The organism is Rathayibacter sp. VKM Ac-2760 (assembly GCF_009834185.1).
GTDB lineage: Bacteria > Actinomycetota > Actinomycetes > Actinomycetales > Microbacteriaceae > Rathayibacter.
In genome coordinates this window covers 83,247-102,045 of record NZ_CP047175.1, presented here as the reverse complement: position 1 = coordinate 102,045, position 18,799 = coordinate 83,247, and the positions used below count along the sequence as shown (strand labels likewise).

Here is an 18,799-nt window from a genome sequence, read left to right as displayed (position 1 = left end):
GGCCCTTTCAGAGAACCGGTCGGAGTTCGGGGTAGTGGCACGCCACGAGCCCCGCGCCGCCCGGCACGGACTCCAGCGCGGGCGTCTCGGTGGCGCAGCGGTCGGTGGCCTTCCAGCACCGGGTGCGGAAGCGGCATCCGCTCGGCGGGTTCGCCGGGCTCGGCACATCGCCCTGCAGCACGATGCGGTCGCGGGCGCGCTCCCGCCGAGGATCGGGGATCGGCACGGCCGACAGCAGCGCCTGCGTATACGGGTGCAGCGGCCGCTCGAACAGCTCGTCCACCGGCGCCTGCTCCACGATTCGGCCGAGGTACATCACGGCCACGTGATCGCTGAGGTGCCGCACCACCGAGAGGTCGTGGGCGATGAAGACGTAGCTGAGCCCCAGCTCGTCCTGCAGATCCTCCAGCATGTTCATCACCCCGGCCTGCACGCTCACGTCGAGTGCGCTCACGGGCTCATCGAGCACGATCACCTCGGGCTCCACGGCCAGGGCGCGGGCGATGCCGATGCGCTGGCGCTGCCCGCCCGAGAACTCGTGCGGGTACCGGTTCGCGAAGGCCGCGTTGAGCCCCACCATCTCGAGCAGCTCGCCCACCCGCTCATCACGCCGCCCTCGGTGCAGGCCGTGGATCTCGAGCGGTTCGGCGATGATCGAGCGCACTGTCATTCGCGGGTCGAGCGAGGCGTAGGGATCCTGGAACACCATCTGCACACGGCGCCGCACCGACGCCAGCATGTCCTTCCGCCCGCCCGAGATGTCGTCGTCGCTGAGCAGGATGCGCCCGCTATCGATCGGGTGCAGCCGCACGATCGAGCGGCCGAGCGTGCTCTTGCCGCAGCCCGACTCACCCACGATGCCGAACGTCTCTCCGGCCTGCACGGCGAAGCTGACGCCCGAGACGGCTTGCACCGTGCCGGTGCGCCGCCGCAGCACGCCCGATCGGATCGGGTACTCCTTGACGAGGTCCTCGACCTCCAGTGCGATGGTCACAGACCGCTCCTCTCAGGTCGCGGCGCAGCATCCGGGCCCCGGATCTCATCGATCCGCAGGCAGGCCGCCGAGTGCGTGGCCGTCAGCCTCCGTGGAGCCACCGGTGCCACGTCGCAGACCCCCGTCACGGCGTGCGGGCAGCGCGGAGCGAACCGGCACCCCGGTGGCAGCGCCGTCGTGCTCGGCGGCCGGCCCGGGATGAACGTGAGCCGGGCGTCGTCCGTCCGTCGGTCGAGCGTGGGCAGCGAGTCGAGCAGCCCGCGGGTGTACGGATGCACGGTCTCGTAGAAGATGGGTTCGACGTCGGCCTCCTCCATGGTGCGCCCGGAGTACATCACCAGCACGCGGTCGGCGAGCCCGGCCACAACGCCCAGGTCGTGGGTGATGAGGAGCACGGCGGCACGCGTGCGCTCCTGGATGCGCCGCAGCACGTCGAGGATCTGCGCCTGCACCGTCACGTCGAGCGCGGTCGTGGGCTCGTCAGCGATCAGCACGTCGGGGTCGTTGGCGACGCTCATCGCGATCATCACGCGCTGCCGCATGCCGCCGGAGAACTCGTGTGGGTACTGGTCCACGCGCTGCGTGGGCGAGGGGATGCCTACGATGTCGAGCAGCTCGACCGCACGGGCCTTCAGTGCCGCCTTCGACACGGTCGAGTCGTGCACGCGCACGGCCTCCTCGAGCTGGGCGCCCACCGTGAGCACGGGATTGAGCGAGGCGAGCGCATCCTGGAAGATCATCGCGACGCGGTTGCCGCGCATCTCCCGCAGCTGCCCCTCAGGCATGCCTACGAGCTCCCGGCCGCGGAATCGAATCGAACCGGTCACCGTGGCCTTCTTCGGCAGGAGGCCCAGCACCGCCATCGAGGTCACGCTCTTGCCCGATCCCGACTCACCCACGATCCCGAGGGTCTCGCCCTCGTGCAGGGTGAAGCTGAGGTCGTCCACAGCGGTCGCCGGCCCGCCGTCGGTGTCGAAGACCACGGTGAGGCCGGACACCTCGAGCAGGGGCGCCGATGGATCGAATTGGTTGAGCATCCGCTGCCCTCTCAGTGCTTCGCGTGGGGGTCGAAGGCGTCACGCAGGCCATCGCCAATAAAGTTGACGCACAGCACGGTCACCAGGATGAACAGGCCCGGGAACACCAGCAGGTACACCTGCGAGGTGCCGAGCAGCCCGGCCGCCTGGCTCAGCATGTTGCCCCAGCTGGACTGCGGCGGCTGCACGCCGAAGCCCAGGAAGCTGAGGGTCGATTCGAGGATGATGGCGGTCGCCACCGAGAGCGAGATGTTCACCGCTATGACGCCCGCGAGGTTGGGCAGCATGTGCCGCACCAGGATGCGCATTGTCGAGGCGCCGAGCACCTTCGCGGCGTCGATGAACTCCTTCTCCCGGAGCGACAGCACCTGCGAGCGGGCGACCCGGGCGATGAAGGTCCAGCCGAGGGCGGCGAGCACGAGCACGATCGTGACGGTCGTCGAGCCCAGGCCCTGCAGCGCCAAAGCGAGCACCGCGATGGCGGGCACAATCAGGAAGAGGTCGACCGTGCGCATGATCAGTTCGTCGGCCCAGCCGCCGAGGTAACCAGCGATGGAGCCGAGCACCGTGCCGACCAGGGTGGCGAGCAGCGCCACCGCGATGCCGATGGTGAGCGAGACCCGCCCGGCGAAAAGGAGCTCGCTGAGGAAGTCACGGCCGAGCTCGTCGGTGCCGAGCCAGTGCTCGGCGCTCGGGCCGGTGGAGCCGAGGAAGAGATCCTGCTGGTTCTCGGGGAACGGGGCGATCCAGGTGGCCCCGAAGCAGCAGATGGCGAGCACGGCGAGCAGCACGAGACCGGTGACGGCGAGCTTGTGCCGGAAGAAGCGGCGCCGCACCAGCACCCACTGCGAGGGGGCGTGCTCGAGGGTCGCGCTCATGCGAGCTTCACCCGGGGGTCGAGCAGCGCGTAGCTGAGGTCGGCGAGCAGGTTGAACACCACGACGGCGAGGGCCACGAGCATCATCCACGGCAGCAGCACGAACACGTCGCCGGCGAGCAGCGAATCGAGGAACAGCTTGCCCATGCCCGGAATGGAGTAGATCTGCTCGGTCACCACCAGGCCGCCGAACAAGATGCCCGCGTCGAGCGCGACCACGGTGAGGAAAGGGGCGAGGGAGTTGCGCAGCGCATGGCGGATGATCACCTGTCGTTTCGGCACGCCCTTGGCGCGGGCGGTGCGCACGTAGTCGCTGGAGAGCGTGTCGAGCATCGAGGCCCGGCCGAAGCGGCTCCAGCTAGCGATGAGCGTGATGGTGAGGGTGGCCACCGGCAGCACGAGATGCCGCAGGTAGTCGAGGTCGAAGCCGGACTGGCCGGGGGAGTGCAGCCCCACGAAGAACAGCGGCGGCTCCGTGGCGCCGAGCGACTGCACAGGCCAGACCGCGAAGAGCTGGATGAGGATGAGACCGAACCAGAACGCCGGCAGGGCAATTCCCACGTACGACGCCCCGGTGAACACGTAGTCGGTGACGGAGTACTGCTTCACCGCCGAGTAGGTGCCGATCAGGGCGGCGAGGATGCCGGCGATCAGGATGCCCCAGATGATCAGCTGCAGAGTGGGCCACACTGCGGTGCCGATCAGTGCCCCGACGTCGCCGCCGGTGCGGGAGCTCACGCCCCAGTTGCCGAGCAGGAATTCGCGGATCCAGATCAGGTACTGCTCGGGGATCGGCCGGTCCAGGCCCAGCCGTTCGATCTCGCGCTGCACCGCTCCCGGATCACGGGACTGCCGCAGCTTCCCGAGCGGATCGAAGGCCGATCGCACCGCCCAGAACAGGATGAACGAGGCGAGCAGGATCACCGGCACCGAGTAGAGGAAGCGCCGGGCGATGTAGCGGATCATGCCGTCGCCCGGCCTTCCTGGCTGTCAGGATTAGCCACGGGTCCATTCCTCGAGGTTCCAGAACGGCCCCTCCGCCGGGTTCAGGCTGATCGGGCCGCCCACCGAGGTGTTCGTCATGAGGATGTTCGGCACGGCGGCCACCGGGATCGAGAGCACGTTGTCGGCGATGAGCGTGTCGGCCTCGAGTGAGGCATCGAGCCGCACCGTGGATTCCACGGCGGTGTCGACCGTGCCGAGCAGCTCGTCGAGCCCTGGGGCGGTGGCGCGCATGAAGTTGATGCCCGAGAACCCGTTGCCCTCAGTGGGGATGGCTCCGGAGGAGAACGAGGCGCTCAACGAGGGCTCGGGGTACTGGTCCACCAGCGTCCAGAGGCCCAGGTCGTAGTCGCCGGTCGGGGCGACGGTGCCGAACAGCTCGGCCACCGAGGTGTTGGCGATCGTCAACTCGAACCCGGCATCCTTCAGCTGCGATTGCAGCACCTGCTCGGTGAGTTCGCGGCGCTTGTTTCCGGCCATCGAGGCGATGTCGAACGAGGCGGTCGTGCCGTTCTTCTCCCAGATGCCGTCGCCGTTCTTCTCCCAGCCGTCGCCGGTCATCAGTTCGTCGACGTGTTCGAGGTCGAGGCTGTACTTCTTGAAGTCATCGCCTGCGAACGCGGAGACCATCGGTGAGAGGAAGCTCTGAGCCGGTGCGGTCACGCCGAGCGGGCCGTAGAGCCGTTCCACGATCGCTTCGCGGTCGATCGAGTAGGCGAGGGCCTGCCGCACGGCCAGGCTGTCGAAGGGGGCGACCGAGTTGTTGATCCACACGGCCTCGAGGTTGCCGGTGTCGGCCGAGACCGCGAGCTCGGTGTTCGGGATGCCCTCCTCGATCTGGGTGAGCGCATCCAGCTGAGGAGTGGGGTAGAGCGCCTGCACCTGGCCGCTCTTCAGCGCCTGGAAGGCGGCGGCTGTGTCGGTGATGAACTGGAAGGTCACCTTGTCGAGCTTGGGCTTCTCACCCCAGTAGTTCTCGTTCGGCACCAGGGTGACCGAGCTGCCCTTGTCCCAGGCTTCGATGATCCAGGGCCCGCCGGAGAAGTCGTAGCCGTCCTTCATGATGGCGGCGCGGTCCTGGCCCTCGAGGAGGTGGGAGGGGAAGATTCCGTAGCTCCCGCCGAAGAGCTGCTTCCAGGCGCCGTAGGGGGAGGAGAGGGTGACGACGGCTGTCTTCGGATCGGGCGTGGCCACGTCTTCGATGTACGTGTACCCGGTCTTGTCGAAGATGTCGTCGCCGTCGCGGATCTCGAGGGCTGTGTACTTGAAGTCCTGGCTCGTGATCGGTTCGCCGTCCGACCATACGGCGTCCTCCGCGATCGTGTACGTCATGGTCTGCTTGCCGCCCTCGACGGTGACGGTGGGCTCGCCGGCGAGGAGGTTCGAGGCGGTGAAGACCCAGTCCTCGCCGTCCTGGCGGGTATCGAAGGCGGTGGGGATGGTGGTGCCCTCCATCATGTACGAACCCCAGATGGAGCCCGCACAGGTGGCGATCCAGTCGGTGCAGTCGGGCTCCTGCTCGGCCCCGATCACGATCGAGTTGCCGCCCGCGGGGGCAGCGGTGGTGTTGGAGGAGGCCGGTGCGGTGCACCCGGCGAGACCGAGGGCGGAGGCGGCGACCAGGGCGCTCGCGCCCACCCGGAGGCGGCGAGCTCTGCGCGGGGTGGTGAGTGCTGACCTGTGCTGTGACCTGGAGGACATGTGCAAACCCTTCGAGGGAGGTGGTAGCTGTCGGGATTGGTGCAGAGGATCACGGGTCGCCGGCGACCGTTGGCTCACGCTAGCGCGTCGGAAAGCGCCGACCAAGGCTTTTCGTCAACAACATGGTCAATCTCCCTGACTATTTAATTTGCTAGAAACGTGTGGCCCTCAAATCGCCCCCGGTATGGTGGGGAGGCATGAGCGCGAATGTGAAGACGGCCGCGAAGCCGGGGCGTGCACGGCGCAAGCGCGACAGCCTCAGCCGCGACATCATCGTGGCCGCTGCCGAGACAGTGGCGATGCGCGACGGGCTGGACGGGCTCACCTTCCAGGCGATCGGTGTGGAGCTCGATGCGCACCCGACGTCGGTGTACCGGCACTTCCGCGACAAGGATGAACTGCTACTCGAGCTCATTGACACACTTCGTGCGCGCTCCTACGGCGGAATGCACGTGCCCTCCGAGTCGTGGCAGGACGACCTGCGGGCCGCAGCCCGTGCGGTGCACGCCCACTACCTGCGCTACTCGATGTTCGCGCAGCAGATGGCGGCTCGCACCACTCGGCGGCCCACCGAGTTCGCCAACGTCGAGTTCTCGATGCAGGCCATCCTCCGCGCGGGATTCGACACGGAGGAGGCGATGCTCGTGCACCGGGCGTTCGGCAACTTCGTGCGCGGCATCTCGAGTCTCGAGGGCGCCATGCATGCGCTGCCCGAGGGCACTAGGCACACCGACGAGCTCGCCTGGCAGGTGGAGTACCGCCAGCTCGACTCCGAGGAGTATCCGTCCATCGCGGCGATCGGTCAGACACTGCCCGGGATCGGCGACCCGAACGTGTTCGAGGTGGCCCTCGACCTCCAGCTTGCCGGCATCGAGGCACTTGCGGCGCGGGCCGTCGCCCGGCGCGAGGCCGGCCCCGCCTAGGCCGCCGGGCCTAAGCCGACCACTTTGTGCCGGCCAGCGCCAGCTCGGCCAGCTCGAGCATGCGCACCTGGGCCTCTTCCTCTCCCCGCAGGCCCACGGGCTCGTGCCCCGCGTCGTACCACTCGATCAGGGCGTCGCCGCCGTGTGCGCGGAGCGCATCTACGTATGCCTGGGCCTGGGCCGGCGGCGTGCGGGTGTCGCGCGAGCCCTGCGAGAGCCAGACCGAGCCCCGCACCGAGCCGACGTAGCCGATCGGTGAGAAATGGGCGATGGCCGCGTCGAGATCGCCGTCGGTGTTGCGCAGGAAGTTCAGCCAGACGAGCCGCACCGCCGGGTTCATGTCGGCGAACGCCGCTGCCCAGTCGGCCATGGCCACGATCGCGAAGCCGCCGGCGAAGCGTTCGGGCAGCCGGCCGAGCGAGAGCAGCGTGAGGTGCCCGCCGTACGAGGGCCCGGTGATGAAGGTCGAGGCCGGATCGGCGAGCCCGCGGGTGCCGAGCCAGTCGAGGGCCGCCGTCACGTCCTCGATCTCGCGGTCGCCCGCCGAGCCCCAGAAGCCCTCGCGGAAGTCGCGGCCGAAGGTCACCGATCCCCGGTAGTTGAGGGAGGCGTAGGCGTAGCCCTCTGCGAGCCAGGCCTGCGCCGAGGGGTCGTAGCCGTCGTTCGTCACGAGGTTCGGTCCTCCGTGCACGCCCAGGACGGTCCCCTTCACGGGGCCGGGCGCTGTGGGGGTGGCCCACCAGAGCTGCACGAGGGTGCCGTCGGTACTCGCGACCATCTCGGAGTGGAGCGGGACGCCTTCGGGTACATCGGCGGGCGGGATCACGACGTCGGGGGTCCAGTCTCGGCTGAGCCGCACGAGGTGCGGCGGAACGTGCCAGCTCTCCTCGAACGCGATCACGTCGCCTCCGCTGCCGAAGTACGAGGTGGAGTAGGTGTGCATCGAGCTCGCGACATCGGGATTCGCATAGCTGCCGGTGCCCTCCCGCACCACCTCCGCCTCGTGCGTGCCCTCGTCGATCACGAGCAGCCGGTGCAGGCCGTCCTCGATCTGCACCGCGAGTAGGCGGCCGGATGCAGCGTGCCAGTCGAGCGGGACGACCTCACCTGCCAGCTTCACCAGCTCGAAGTCGACGCGGTCGCCGGTGAGGGGGCTCCAGATCGCCGGCCGCGCGTATCCGGAGCGCTCGGTGCTGAGAAGAAGCCGTTGGTCTCCGGGTACGCCGGAGAACCGAACCGCGCGCACGGGACCCGAGGGCAGGTCGTCTGCGGTCGCGATCGGCTCGAAGCCGGTGCCGGTACCCGCGGCTGCGGCTGCGGCGTCGAAGACCGTCACGGCGGTGCGGCGCACACCCGGGTTCTGCTCGGTGCTATCGAAGCTCGCGAGGCGGCCGTCGGCCGAGATGCGGCCGAACCAGGCTTCGTTCGGGGTGGAGGCAATGGTCTCCGCCTCGACCCACGAGCCTGCGGGCACCCGCACGAGGTGGTACCCCTCCTCGTCGACGAGCGAGAGCAGCAGTACGCTCCCGTCGGCGCTGAACTCCATGCCGCGCACCACGTAGGCGTCGCGGTCCGGGGTCAGGTCGATCGAGTCGCCCCCGGTGACGGGGTAGGCGTGCAGGTGGCCGACCTCTGAGCCCCCGTCGTCGTCGAGCTTGATCACCCATCGGCGGTCGGGGCTGACGGCCACCTCGTACCCGGCTCCGAACGGGAGCGTCTCGCCCCGCTCGCCGGTGGCGGTGTTCACGAGCCGGCCGGTGGCTTCATCGATGTCGTTGCTCACCACGAGCGCCCAGTCGGGGTCGCCGACCACGGGGCGGGCGGTGAGTAGATGAGGTGTTCGGAAGCGCAGCAGCCACTCGGGCTCACCGGCCCGGAGCGCGGAGGTGGTGGCGGTGGTGGCGTCGGGCACGGTGCTCATTGTCTCTCCTCGAGGGGTGCGGCGGTGGTGCGGTGGTCGGGGGTTCCGGCGGTGGGCACCGGAACGGGTCGAGCGGGTGTGGTCGGCGGGGCGAGCTCGCGCAGGAGACCCGCAAGCAGCTGAGTGCGCTCGTGCATCGAGGCGAGATCGACCCACTCATGGGGTGCGTGGGCGCCGGCTCCGAGCGGGCCGAGCCCGTCGAGCGTGGCGATGCCGAGGGCTCCGGTGAAGTTGCCGTCCGAGGCACCGCCTACCGGTACGCCTTCCACGGGCGGGAGCCCCTCGCGCTCGGCCACGCGCTTGGCGAGTCCGAGCAGGCCCAGAGCGCGCTCCTGCTCGAGCGGGGGGCGGTTGATCCCGCCGTGCACCGTTACGGTCACTCGGGGGTCCACGGCGTCGAGCGCCGAGAGCTGCCGGTGCACCCGTTCGAGCTCGCTCGTCGTCCAGGCGCGCACGTCGAGGTGCAGCTCGGCATCGGCCGGCACAGTGTTCACAACGGTGCCCGCGCGGGCGACTGTGGCGCTCACTGTGGTGCCGCACCCTGCATCCGCTGCGCGCCCCACGGCCAGCACCTGGTGAGCCAGCTCGATCAGCGCGTTAGCGCCGAGCTCCGGTTCCAAGCCCGCGTGCGCCGCCACCCCTTCGAAGACGATCCTGTAGATGCTGCCGCCGCGGCGCGCGATCTTGAGCGCCCCGTCGAGGCTGGGCTCCGGCACGAGCACGGCGTCGACGAGGCCGGCCGCCTCCTCCACGAGTGCCCGCGAGGTGAGCGATCCCTTCTCCTCGTCGCTCGTCACGAGCAGCGACACGTGGCCGGTGTCGGCTAGCTGCTCGAGGGCGCCGATCGCGGCCACGATGCCCGCCTTCATGTCGAAGGTGCCGGGACCGATGGCCCGACCCGCCTGCTCGAGGTAGGGCCGCTCTGCGATCGTGTTGATCGGCCACACGGTGTCGACGTGGGCGAGCAAGAGCACCGTGGGTGTTCCGGCGGCCGGCCAGTAGAGGTGGTCGACGCCGTCGACGGTTCGACGCTCGCCGAGGCGGCCGAGCGCGGGGGAGGCCCACGAGTCGATGAGGTCGAGGCAGGTGGCGATCCCCTCGCGGTGCCCGGTGGGCGACTCGGTCTCGACCAGGGTGCGCAACCGGCGGCGGCCCGTCTCGGCGGCGTCGGTCACGAGATCCGCCCGCTGGAACGCGTCGGCTCCGGGGCTCCGAGGAACTGGAGGAGCGCCTCGGCGGTCTGCTCCGGCTGTTCCTCGGCGAGGTAGTGGTCGGCGTGCACCGCGGCCCCGCGCACGTCGTGGCCGTAGCCGCGCCAGACCTCCGTCACGTCGAATGAGCGGCCCACGTAGCTCGCCGACCCCCAGAGCGCCAGGAGCGGGGCGGTGACCATGCGTCCTTCCGCCCGGTCGGCGCGGTCGTGTTCGAGATCGATCGAAGCCGCAGCGCGGTAGTCGGCGCAGGTGGCCGCGATGGCCTCGGGAGTGGCGAAGCAGCGCAGGTACTCCGCGAAGGCGGCTTCGTCGAGCGGTCGCCCGCCCGCGTTCCGGCCGGTGAAGCGGCTTCGGAGCCACGCCTCGGGATCGGCCCCGATGAGGGCCTCGGGGAGGACGTTCGGCTGCGTCAGAAAGAACCAGTGGAAGTAGCTGCTCGCCATGGCGCGATCGACGTTCTCGAACATGTGCAGGGTGGGCACCACGTCGAGGACCGCCACTCGGGAGACGGCCTCGGAGAAGTCCAAAGCCAGGCGATGGGCCACTCGTGCCCCCCGGTCGTGCCCCACCACGGCGAACTGGTCGAAACCGAGGGAGAGCATGAGGCGGAGCTGATCCCCGGCCATGGCCCGTTTGGAATAGGTCGAGCCGTCGGGTCGCGGAGCGGGCTTGGCCGAATCGCCGTAGCCGCGGAGATCGGTGGTCACCACGGTGAAGTGCTCGGCGAGCAGCGGGACGACAGTCGCCCACATGCGCTGAGTCTGGGGGTAGCCGTGCAGGAGGAGCACGGGGTCGCCCGATCCCTGCACGGAGGCCTGGATGTGCACTCCGCCCGTCGACTGGTCGGGAACAGCGGGGTCGTCGGTCGCCACGGGGCTCCTCGAGATCGGCGAATAGCGTTGTCAATCGCATAGACTATCTCTGTTGCAAGCTCCGGTGCCAGAGTGATGCGGGAGCGCCCTCGAAAGGGAATCATGAGCGCACCCGTACCGCCCACCTACAGCCAGACGCGCCGGAATCCGGCCGAGCGCATCCGTCGTTCGCTTGAGGGTGCCTCGTCGGTGCCGTTCTGGCTCGACAGCCCGGATCGGCCTGCTGCCGAGCCTGCGTTGGTGGGGGCGGTGACGGCGGATCTGCTCGTGGTGGGTGGTGGCTATTCGGGGCTGTGGGCGGCGTTGATGGCGAAGGAAGCCGATCCGTCGCGATCGGTGGTGCTGATCGAGGCGTCGGAGGTGGCGTGGGCGGCGAGTGGCCGCAACGGCGGTTTCTTCGAGGCGAGCCTCACCCACGGTGAGGAGAACGGCGAACGGCACTTCCCCGATGAGCTGGAGCAGCTGCACCGGCTGGCCGATGAGAACGTAGCGGAGTTCGTGGCCGCCCTCGAGCGGCACGGCATCGACGCCGAGTACGAACCGACCGGGACGCTCACGGTGGCGACCGAACCGCACCAGGTCGAGAAGCTGCGGGCCGGGGGAGCGGACGGGTTCTACGAGGGCGATGCTCTGCGGGCGCTCGTGGATTCGCCGGTGTACCGGGCCGGTCGGCTCGAGCTGCATGGGAACGCGCTCATCCACCCCGCGAAGCTCGCGTGGGGGCTGAAGCGGGCATGTCTAGCTCTGGGTGTGAAGATCTTTGAGCGCACGCGGGCGAGCGCGCTCGCGAAGTCGCCGGGCGGGGTGCGGGTGACGACGCCGTCGGGTGAGGTGTTCGCCACGCATGTGGTGCTGGCCACGAACGGATTCCCGTCGCTGGTGAAGCGCAGCCGACTCCGCACGATCCCGGTCTACGATTACGTGCTGATGACCGAGCCGCTCACGGCCGAGCAGCTGTCATCGATCGGGTGGACCGACCGGTTCGGCATCACCGACTCCTCGCGGCAGTTCCACTACTACCGCAAGAGCGCCGACGACCGGATCCTGTTCGGCGGCTACGACGCGGTCTACCACCCCGGCGGCCGCATCCGCCCCGCCTACGATCAGCGGCCCGCCACCTTCGAGACACTCGCGGATCATTTCTTCACGACGTTCCCGCAGCTCGATGTGACGTTCACGCACGCCTGGGGCGGGATGATCGACATGAGCACCCGGTTCGTGGCGTTCTACGGCACCGCGTTCGGCGGGCGGGTGGCGTACAGCGCCGGCTACACGGGCCTCGGCGTGGGGGCGACCCGCTTCGGGGCCAAGGTGGTGCTCGATCTGCTGAGCGGTCAGCAGACCGAGCTCACGTCGTTGAAGCTCGTGCGCTCGAAGCCGATGCCGCTCCCGCCCGAGCCCCTCGCTACGCCTGCGGTCACGCTGATGCGCCGGGCCATCGCTCGTTCGGATGAGAACGGGGGCCGCGACGGCTTCCTCATCCGCGCGGCCGACGTTTTCGGCATCGGGTTCGACTCCTGACCGGAGCTGTGAGCGGCAGCCGACTTCCCTGTTTACGGCTATCAGCGACGAGCAGCTACTTTGACGTGTACAAGGCTAATGATCAATCAGCGGACGCCGGAGAGGGTCTGTAAAGGGATCGCAGGTCGCGGATTGCCCTGAATGCACAGCGCATACGCTGGGGCCGTCGTCTCCGACCGCTCGCCGGAAATGACGAGCAACGGGTCGGCATCGAGAATCCCAGGGGAACTGATGACTGCGAACACTTCTTTAATCTCGGCCGCCTCTCTTCTCAACGAGCTGTCCGATCCTCGACTCATCGTGCTCGACGTGAGACACGAGGTGGGCCAGCCGCGCCAACGCGACCGCTACGAACGCGCGCACATTCCGGGTGCGATCTACGTCGAGCTTCGTGACGAATTCGCCAGCGCTGCGTCTGATGCAGGGCGGCATCCCCTGCCGTCGCGCGCTCAGTTGGACGAGTCGATGCGGTCGTGGGGGATCATGCAACATTCCCGGGTCGTTGTCACCGGGGATAACCGGGCCTCCGCGCCGGGACGCGCATGGTGGGTGCTGCGATGGGCCGGTCTCGACGACGTCAGAATCCTGGATGGTGGCCTGGAGGCGTGGCAGGCCATCGGTGCACCAGTCACGCGCCGCGAGCCCACGCCGCAGCGCGGTGACTTCGCCGTGCGCACTGAGTCGCTGTCGCGCATCGACGCAGATGCGGTCAGGCGCCACGCCTTGACCGGTCAGCTGGTCGATGCGCGTCAACGCGATGCGTACCTGAAAGGCCACGTCCCCGGCGCGGTCAACGTGCCGTTCACCGACCTGCTCACGGCGGCGGGCGCCGTCAATACGGATCGTCTCGCATCCCACTTCGAGGCAGTGGGCATCGCCCTCGATGAGCCGATTGCGCTGATGTGCGGCGCCGGCATCGCGGCAGCCGCTTCGTCCGCCCTCCTCGAGGGCATAGGAATCGCGACGCAGCTCTATGTCGGCTCGTGGTCCGAGTGGACGCACGATCCGAGACGCCCTAAGGCCTTCGGGGCGTCGTGATCGGGCTGCAGAAGGGCGCTTTCGAGCCATCCTTCACCGGGCAGCTCGGGTTCTACATCGCGCTCGTCGACGACTAACTTCGCGCCAGCGCGCTGCACCAGTCGACGGTCGGGATCCTCATCTGCGGCGACAAGAGCAGAGATAGGCCAAGGAAGCCAAAGTTCTGCTAGTGGGCTGACGTCACCGGAGTCAACGGTCACGCTGCTTTCCGCCCTCGACTCCACAGCAATGGGGTGGAAACACCGCCACTGGTACAGCCCGGACGACCCGAAATGCTTCTACGACGGCTTCGCGGAGGGCGCCCGCGAGGCCCGCAGGGTCGGACGCGAGCCGGGAGGGGAACACTTCGATGAAGGACCAGTCGAGACGGGATGCGATCGCTCGCACGAATGTGGTCTTTCCCGTGCCGGGGGGTCCGAAGAGGACGACGGCGCTGGGCGGGACGACTCAGGGAGGTGCTGCGAGGTCGGCTCGGGCGAGGGGGAGGACGAGCCGGCGCTCGAGTAGATCCTTCTCGGCGTGCATTCCGCCGATGGCGTCCCAGAGCCTGCGAGGGAGGAGACGTCCGCCGAGATCCGCGAGGACGGAAAGTTCTTCGCGCTGTACGGGGATCTGGCGTTCGAAGTAGCGCAGGTTCTTCAGTGGGCTGAAACCTTGACTGATGAACGCGTCGACTCGGGTGGCGGTGTCGGGGAGCAGCACGGAGAGCTTCGACAGTCCAAGAGGGAGCATGCGCTTCTCGAGAGAGGCGGGCAGGCGCGCGCCGATCCCGTTATCTTGTTGGTCGGCGATGGTGGAGAGGAACACGATCCAGCCCTGCGCGTGTGCAGCTCGTCCGACCGCGGCGCCGATGACGGCGCCGTTGAGAACGGCGACGACGGCATGATCCTGCTGGCAGGAGGCCAGCACTTCCGAGAGCCCGTAGACGGGCTCAGTCCGGCTGGAGCGCATCTCCTCCCAGAGGTGCAAGATGCCGTCAACGTCGTCGGGTGGAAGTCGCGGATGGTGATTTGAGCCACGTTGTTTGTCTCCTCATTGAGAGCGGTCAGGGGGCCGCCCGACAGCGTCGCCCCCGTCAGTTGGGCGCATTCCGTGGGGCGGGAGAGCACTCGCCGACGAGTGGGGCCTGCTCTGCCAGCCGACGGCGATCTCCGAGGGCGGGGTCATTCGCGCGTGAAGTCGCTCGCGCAGCCGACCGACAACCTGGATGGCCGCGGCGTTCGCTAAAGACACGGGCGACTGCAGGCCAGGGCCTGCCGACGGTCGCGGAATCAGCACTGGCGCATTCCTCGATCAAACGGATTCGTGCAGGACCTCCTGCGAGCTCGGCGGCGGGGTCGGTGTCGGGGTCATGCTGAGCCAGGCGTGAGGAGAGTGCCGGGTGCACTGATGGGAGCTTCGGAGTCCGCAGACGGTGCAGATCATGTTCTGGTATCGGTTCTTCGTAGGTGATCAGGATCGCGGCCGGAGGAGGGGCGTTCAGGCGATGCGGATGAGCTTCTTGTTGACGAACTCCTCGAGCGCGAAGCGGCCCATTTCCCGGCCGGATCCAGAGCGCTTGACGCCACCGAAGGGGAGTTCTGCCGCGTCGGCGAGAACGGTGTTGATGAACACCATCCCTGCGTCCATCGCGTCGGCGACGCGGAGCGCCTGGTCGGGGTCCGTGGTGTAGACGTAGGAGCCCAGACCGAAAGGCGTGTCGTTCGCGAGTGTGACCGCTTCCGCTTCGGAGCTGACTCGGTAGAGGGCGGCGACCGGTCCGAAGAACTCCTCGCGGTAAGCGTCCATCGTTGCTGTCACATCGGTGAGCACCACCGGCGGGAAGAAGTTGCCGCGGCGTTCTCCGGTGGTCACCAGCGTGGCACCTTGAGCGCCGGCACGAGCGACCTGCTCGTCGAGTCGGTCGCTCGCGGCGGTGGAGGACAGCGGTCCCAACAGCGCGCCGTCGGAGAGCGGGTCGGTGGGCTGAGCGGCGGCGAAGGCGGAGGTGAAGGCCGCCTTGAACTGGTCGTACAGCTCATCGATGACGATGAACCGCTTCGCCGCGTTGCAGGACTGGCCATTGTTATCCAGGCGGGCGGCGACTGCGTCGCGGGCGGCCGCGTCGATGTCATCGGTGGAGAGAAGGATGAAGGCGTCCGACCCGCCCAGCTCCAGGACGACCTTCTTCAGATGCTGGCCTGCGAGAGCTGCCACGGCGGCGCCTGCCCGCTCGGATCCGGTCACGGAGACGCCCTGCACGCGAGGGTCCGCGATCAGCGTGGCGCTCTGCTCATTCGTGGCGTACACGTTGACGTAGACGCGGGCGTCGACTCCGAAGTCCTGGGCCGCTTGGTCGAAGATATCGGCCATCGCGGCGGCCGATTCGGGGCATTGCGGTGCGTGCTTGAGCACGATCGCGTTGCCGACGACGATGTTCGGGCCGGCGAATCGAGCGACCTGGTAGTAAGGGAAGTTCCAGGGCATGATCCCCAGCAGCACTCCGAGGCCGGAGCGGCGCACGATCGCCGAGCCGGTTCCGCCGCCGAGCTCGATCGGCTCGTCGGCGAGAAGGTCGGGACCGTTGTCGGCGTAGTAGCGGTAGATGTCGACGGCGAAGTCGACCTCGGCGAGGGCCTGCTCGAGGGTCTTCCCCATCTCGCGGACGATGATCCGCGCGAGCTCCTCCCGACGCTCGCTGTGCAGCTCGGCGACGCGGGCGATCAGGGTCGCTCGCTCGGTCGCGCTCGTCCTCCGCGACCAGCGCCTGTAAGCGTCCGCCGCTGCCTCGACAGCTGACTCCAGCTGGGTATCGGTGATCGTGGGGTACTCCCGGATCACTTCTCCCGTGGCAGGGTCGGTGACCGCGTAGATGCTCATGCGTGCTGTCCTTCGGTGGTGAGCCGCAGGGACTGGATCGTCTCCTCGGCGAGGCGGCGGCCGACGCGGAGGGCGCCGTCCACGTGCTGGTAGCCGTGGGCGGCGACGTCACTGCTGCCGAAGCGGATCGGACCCACCGGCTCCAGTTGGAGGGCGCCGTACCGTGTCAGACCGCCCAGGTCGAAGCTCGCGGCATAGGCGCCCTGCGTCCACTCTTCGGCCGCCCAGTCGCTCTCGTAGTAGACGGTCGGCTGCAGAGCCTGCGGGCCGTAGTAGGCGGCGAGGGAGGCGAGGATCGCGGACCTGCGCTCCTCCGGGCTCAGGCGGAACGCCGCGTCGGCTTTCTCGTCGGAGACGAAGCCGACGAGGGTGCCTTGTCTCTCGCCGTGGTTGGTGTTGTCGTACGCCTCATGGACGAGCTGGTACGGGCTGAACGCGGTCGCGGACAGGCCCTGCTCCCGCCAGAACGGGCTCGGGTAGGTGGCGTGCACCTTGATCACGAGGCCGAGCGACTGATGCTGGTGCAGCTGCTGACGCAGCCGCGGCAGCGGCGGATCGAACCGTATCCGGCTCTGCAGGTTTGGCGGCACTGCCACGATCGCTGCGCGAGCGTGGACGGTGAGCGTCGCTGTGCCTGCGGTGACTGCGGAGTCGCTCCACGTGAGGGAGGTGACGGGCTGGGCGAGGCGGACGTCGTCTCCGAGCTTCTCGGCGAGGAGCAGCGGTACCCGCTGGAGGCCGCCGATCACCCGTCGGTCGAGGATGAAGTCCGCGTCGACGAGGTTGCTGAAACTGCCCGCGCTAGCGGCCATCAGCAGCGCCTGCAGGAGCGAGAACGTGTGCGCCGGCTTCGTCAGCATCGCCGCGGCGATGAACAGCGCGATGTTCTCCTGCGCTTCGGCGTCGTCGGTCTGCGCCTCGAGCCAGCTTGCGAAGGACACCTGGTCGAGCTGCTCCGCCTGCGGATGCGCCCACGGCGCGGCGGGATCGACCTCCGCGACCAGCGCGTCGAGGACATCGATCAGGCGTTCGATCTCGGCCCGGGTGTGCTCACCGGTGGGGAAGATCTCGCCGGTGAACCGGCGCCGCTGCCCGTCGGCGCCGATGTAGATGCTGTCGCCCTCGCGGTAGCGCGGGTAGGTATCCAGCCCGAGCTCGGCGAGCGTCTGGATCAGCTCGGTCTGATCGGGTGACACCCACTGCCCGCCGACCTCGAACAGCTGCCCGTCGATGTGGTCGGTCAGCAGTCGTCCGCCGACCCTGTCACGGGCTTCGAGGACGATCACCGAGCGGCCGGCCTCCTGCAGCCGGTGTGCGGCGGTGAGGCCGGTCGCGCCGGCGCCGATCACGACGACGTCGCGGTGGATCTCGTTCATGGGTTCATTCCTTGCAGTGGCGGAGGTCGAGGAAGGATGAGTGCTCATGTGTCGAAGCCGATGCCGAACAGGCCCATCGTCTTGAGCAGCAGCCCGTCGCGGCCGCCGTTCTCGTCCGATCGGGCGACGGCGGCGCGCGCGGCCTGAATCGCGGGGTACGCGATCGGCTCGGGCGGGATCGGCATCGGCAGACTCCGCGCCATCTTCAAGTGCGTGCGGACGGTGTCGGCGCCCTCGAGGAGGTCGAGCATGATCTGCGCGCCGAACCGGGTGGACCCCACTCCGAGACCCGTGTAACCGCCGGTGAAGGCAACGCGGCCGCCCCAGGCGGAGGCGGTGTGTGCGGTGAGGCGCGCGGACATGTCGATCGCCCCGCCCCACGCGTGCGTGAACCGGGTGCCTTCCAGCTGCGGAAAGGTGCGGTAGAAGTGATCGGCGAGCTTCTCGAACGTCTCAGGGCGGGTATCGAAGCGCGCGTTCACGCGGCCACCGCGGTGATAGACGGCGTCGTATCCGCCGAAGAGGATGCGGTTGTCGGCGCTGAGGCGGTAGTAGTGGAACTGCCGTGAGGAGTCGGCGATTCCGTGGCGCTCCTGCCAGCCGATCGACGCGAGCTGCTGCGTGGAGAGCGGCTCGCTCATGAGGACGTAGTCGTAGACGGGGATCGTCAGCAGCTCGGCCCGCTTCAGCAGCGCGGGAAATGCGTTCGTCGCGAGAGCCACGCGAGGCGCCCGCACGGTCCAGGCGCCGAACTGCAGTGCGACACCGTCGCCGTCTCTGCTCATCGAGCGGACGGGGGAGTTCTCGAAGATCCGCACTCCGAGCTCGAGGCACACCCGACGAAGGCCCGCGATGAGCTTCATCGGGTGGACCATCGCGATGCCCTTGCGCAGGTGAACGCCGGCCTCGAACAGCGGAGAGGCGACCCTGGCTCGGACAGCGTCCCGGTCGAGGAACTCCTCGCCCTCGCTGTGCGCCTGCTCACGGATGCCGTCGACCTGGTAGCCCTCGGTCGCGACTTGCAACATCCCGGTGCGCTCGAACTCCGCGTCGATTCCGTAGCGCTGCAGGGTTTGGGCGATCTCCTCGAAGTTCTCCTTCGCGAGCCGGGCGAGGAGTTCGACGTCGGTGCTGAAGTGGAGCTCGCCGTTGCTCTCACCGTGGGTGAGGCTGCTCTCCATGAATCCGCCGTTGCGGCCGCTGGCCGCCCAGCCGGCGGTTCTGCCTTCCAGGAGCACGACCGATCGGTCGGGGCGGCGCTCCTTCGCGAGCAGCGCGGTCCAGAGGCCCGCGTAGCCGCCGCCCACGACAGCGAGGTCGGCCGAGATGTTCTCGGCCAGCGGCGGCAGGGAAGTGAGGGGGGTGTCCTCGATCCAGAACGATGTGGGGCTCGCGCCTGCCAGAGCCTCGGCGAGCAGACGGCGGTCGGTTCGGAGGGGCGGGGCGTAGGCGGAGGCCATAATG

14 protein-coding genes and 1 pseudogene are annotated in these 18,799 nt (G+C 68.6%); 3 read left to right on the top strand and 12 right to left on the bottom strand.

What is annotated here, in order from left to right:
* Positions 1–7: 7 nt before the first annotated feature.
* From GSU72_RS21005 to GSU72_RS20985, 5 genes are read right to left on the bottom strand one after another with little or no spacing between them, the layout of a single operon-like run.
* Positions 8–994 (bottom strand): dipeptide ABC transporter ATP-binding protein, encoded by a 987-nt coding sequence (locus GSU72_RS21005; protein ID WP_159987209.1) that lies wholly within the window; start codon positions 992–994, stop codon positions 8–10.
* The gene (locus tag GSU72_RS21000; RefSeq protein WP_159987208.1) at positions 991–2,031 is read right to left on the bottom strand and encodes an ABC transporter ATP-binding protein; all 1,041 of its coding nucleotides are present in this window, start codon (positions 2,029–2,031) and stop codon (positions 991–993) included. Before GSU72_RS21000 ends, GSU72_RS21005 begins: the two co-directional genes overlap by 4 nt.
* A gap of 11 nt (positions 2,032–2,042) precedes the next feature.
* Positions 2,043–2,909 (bottom strand): ABC transporter permease, encoded by an 867-nt coding sequence (locus GSU72_RS20995; protein ID WP_159987207.1) that lies wholly within the window; start codon positions 2,907–2,909, stop codon positions 2,043–2,045.
* On the bottom strand, positions 2,906–3,874 hold the full coding sequence (locus tag GSU72_RS20990) for an ABC transporter permease (RefSeq protein ID WP_159987206.1): 969 nt from the start codon (positions 3,872–3,874) through the stop codon (positions 2,906–2,908). The genes GSU72_RS20995 and GSU72_RS20990 overlap by 4 nt, the downstream gene beginning before the upstream one ends.
* Before the next feature lie 30 nt (positions 3,875–3,904).
* Complete coding sequence (locus GSU72_RS20985; RefSeq protein ID WP_159987205.1) at positions 3,905–5,611, bottom strand: peptide ABC transporter substrate-binding protein; 1,707 nt, start codon at positions 5,609–5,611, stop codon at positions 3,905–3,907.
* Positions 5,612–5,808: 197 nt separating this feature from the next.
* On the opposite strand from GSU72_RS20985, the gene GSU72_RS20980 reads away from it, so the two are divergent.
* A complete protein-coding gene (locus GSU72_RS20980) occupies positions 5,809–6,534 on the top strand; it encodes a TetR/AcrR family transcriptional regulator C-terminal domain-containing protein (protein WP_159987204.1) in 726 nt (241 codons plus the stop codon).
* Positions 6,535–6,544: 10 nt separating this feature from the next.
* Here GSU72_RS20980 and GSU72_RS20975 read toward each other — a convergent pair whose 3' ends face one another.
* The 3 genes from GSU72_RS20975 to GSU72_RS20965 are packed head-to-tail and all read right to left on the bottom strand — an operon-like array spanning position 6,545 to position 10,541.
* On the bottom strand, positions 6,545–8,455 hold the full coding sequence (locus tag GSU72_RS20975) for a prolyl oligopeptidase family serine peptidase (RefSeq protein WP_159987203.1): 1,911 nt from the start codon (positions 8,453–8,455) through the stop codon (positions 6,545–6,547).
* Entirely contained in the window at positions 8,452–9,630 is a 1,179-nt protein-coding gene (locus GSU72_RS20970; RefSeq protein WP_159987202.1) for a M20/M25/M40 family metallo-hydrolase, read from the bottom strand. The genes GSU72_RS20975 and GSU72_RS20970 overlap by 4 nt, the downstream gene beginning before the upstream one ends.
* A complete protein-coding gene (locus tag GSU72_RS20965) occupies positions 9,627–10,541 on the bottom strand; it encodes an alpha/beta hydrolase (RefSeq protein ID WP_244256173.1) in 915 nt (304 codons plus the stop codon). Before GSU72_RS20965 ends, GSU72_RS20970 begins: the two co-directional genes overlap by 4 nt.
* 102 nt (positions 10,542–10,643) lie before the next feature.
* On the opposite strand from GSU72_RS20965, the gene GSU72_RS20960 reads away from it, so the two are divergent.
* Both GSU72_RS20960 and GSU72_RS20955 read left to right on the top strand, forming a co-directional pair.
* Entirely contained in the window at positions 10,644–12,062 is a 1,419-nt protein-coding gene (locus tag GSU72_RS20960; protein WP_159987201.1) for an FAD-dependent oxidoreductase, read from the top strand.
* A gap of 231 nt (positions 12,063–12,293) precedes the next feature.
* Entirely contained in the window at positions 12,294–13,100 is an 807-nt protein-coding gene (locus GSU72_RS20955) for a rhodanese-like domain-containing protein (protein WP_159987200.1), read from the top strand.
* Positions 13,101–13,388: 288 nt separating this feature from the next.
* On the opposite strand, the pseudogene GSU72_RS20950 reads toward GSU72_RS20955, so the two are convergent.
* The 4 genes and pseudogenes from GSU72_RS20950 to GSU72_RS20935 all read right to left on the bottom strand — a co-directional run.
* A pseudogene (locus GSU72_RS20950) lies at positions 13,389–14,119 on the bottom strand (GNAT family N-acetyltransferase); the annotation flags it as partial.
* A 460-nt stretch (positions 14,120–14,579) separates the two neighbouring features.
* Positions 14,580–15,959: an aldehyde dehydrogenase family protein gene (locus GSU72_RS20945; RefSeq protein WP_159987199.1), complete on the bottom strand. Its 1,380-nt coding sequence runs from the start codon at positions 15,957–15,959 to the stop codon at positions 14,580–14,582.
* Positions 15,956–17,335, bottom strand: a complete 1,380-nt coding sequence (locus GSU72_RS20940) for an NAD(P)/FAD-dependent oxidoreductase (protein ID WP_159987198.1) — start codon at positions 17,333–17,335, stop codon at positions 15,956–15,958. The genes GSU72_RS20945 and GSU72_RS20940 overlap by 4 nt, the downstream gene beginning before the upstream one ends.
* 44 nt (positions 17,336–17,379) lie before the next feature.
* Positions 17,380–18,795, bottom strand: a complete 1,416-nt coding sequence (locus GSU72_RS20935; RefSeq protein ID WP_159987244.1) for an FAD-dependent oxidoreductase — start codon at positions 18,793–18,795, stop codon at positions 17,380–17,382.
* Between the last annotated feature and the right edge of the window lie 4 nt (positions 18,796–18,799).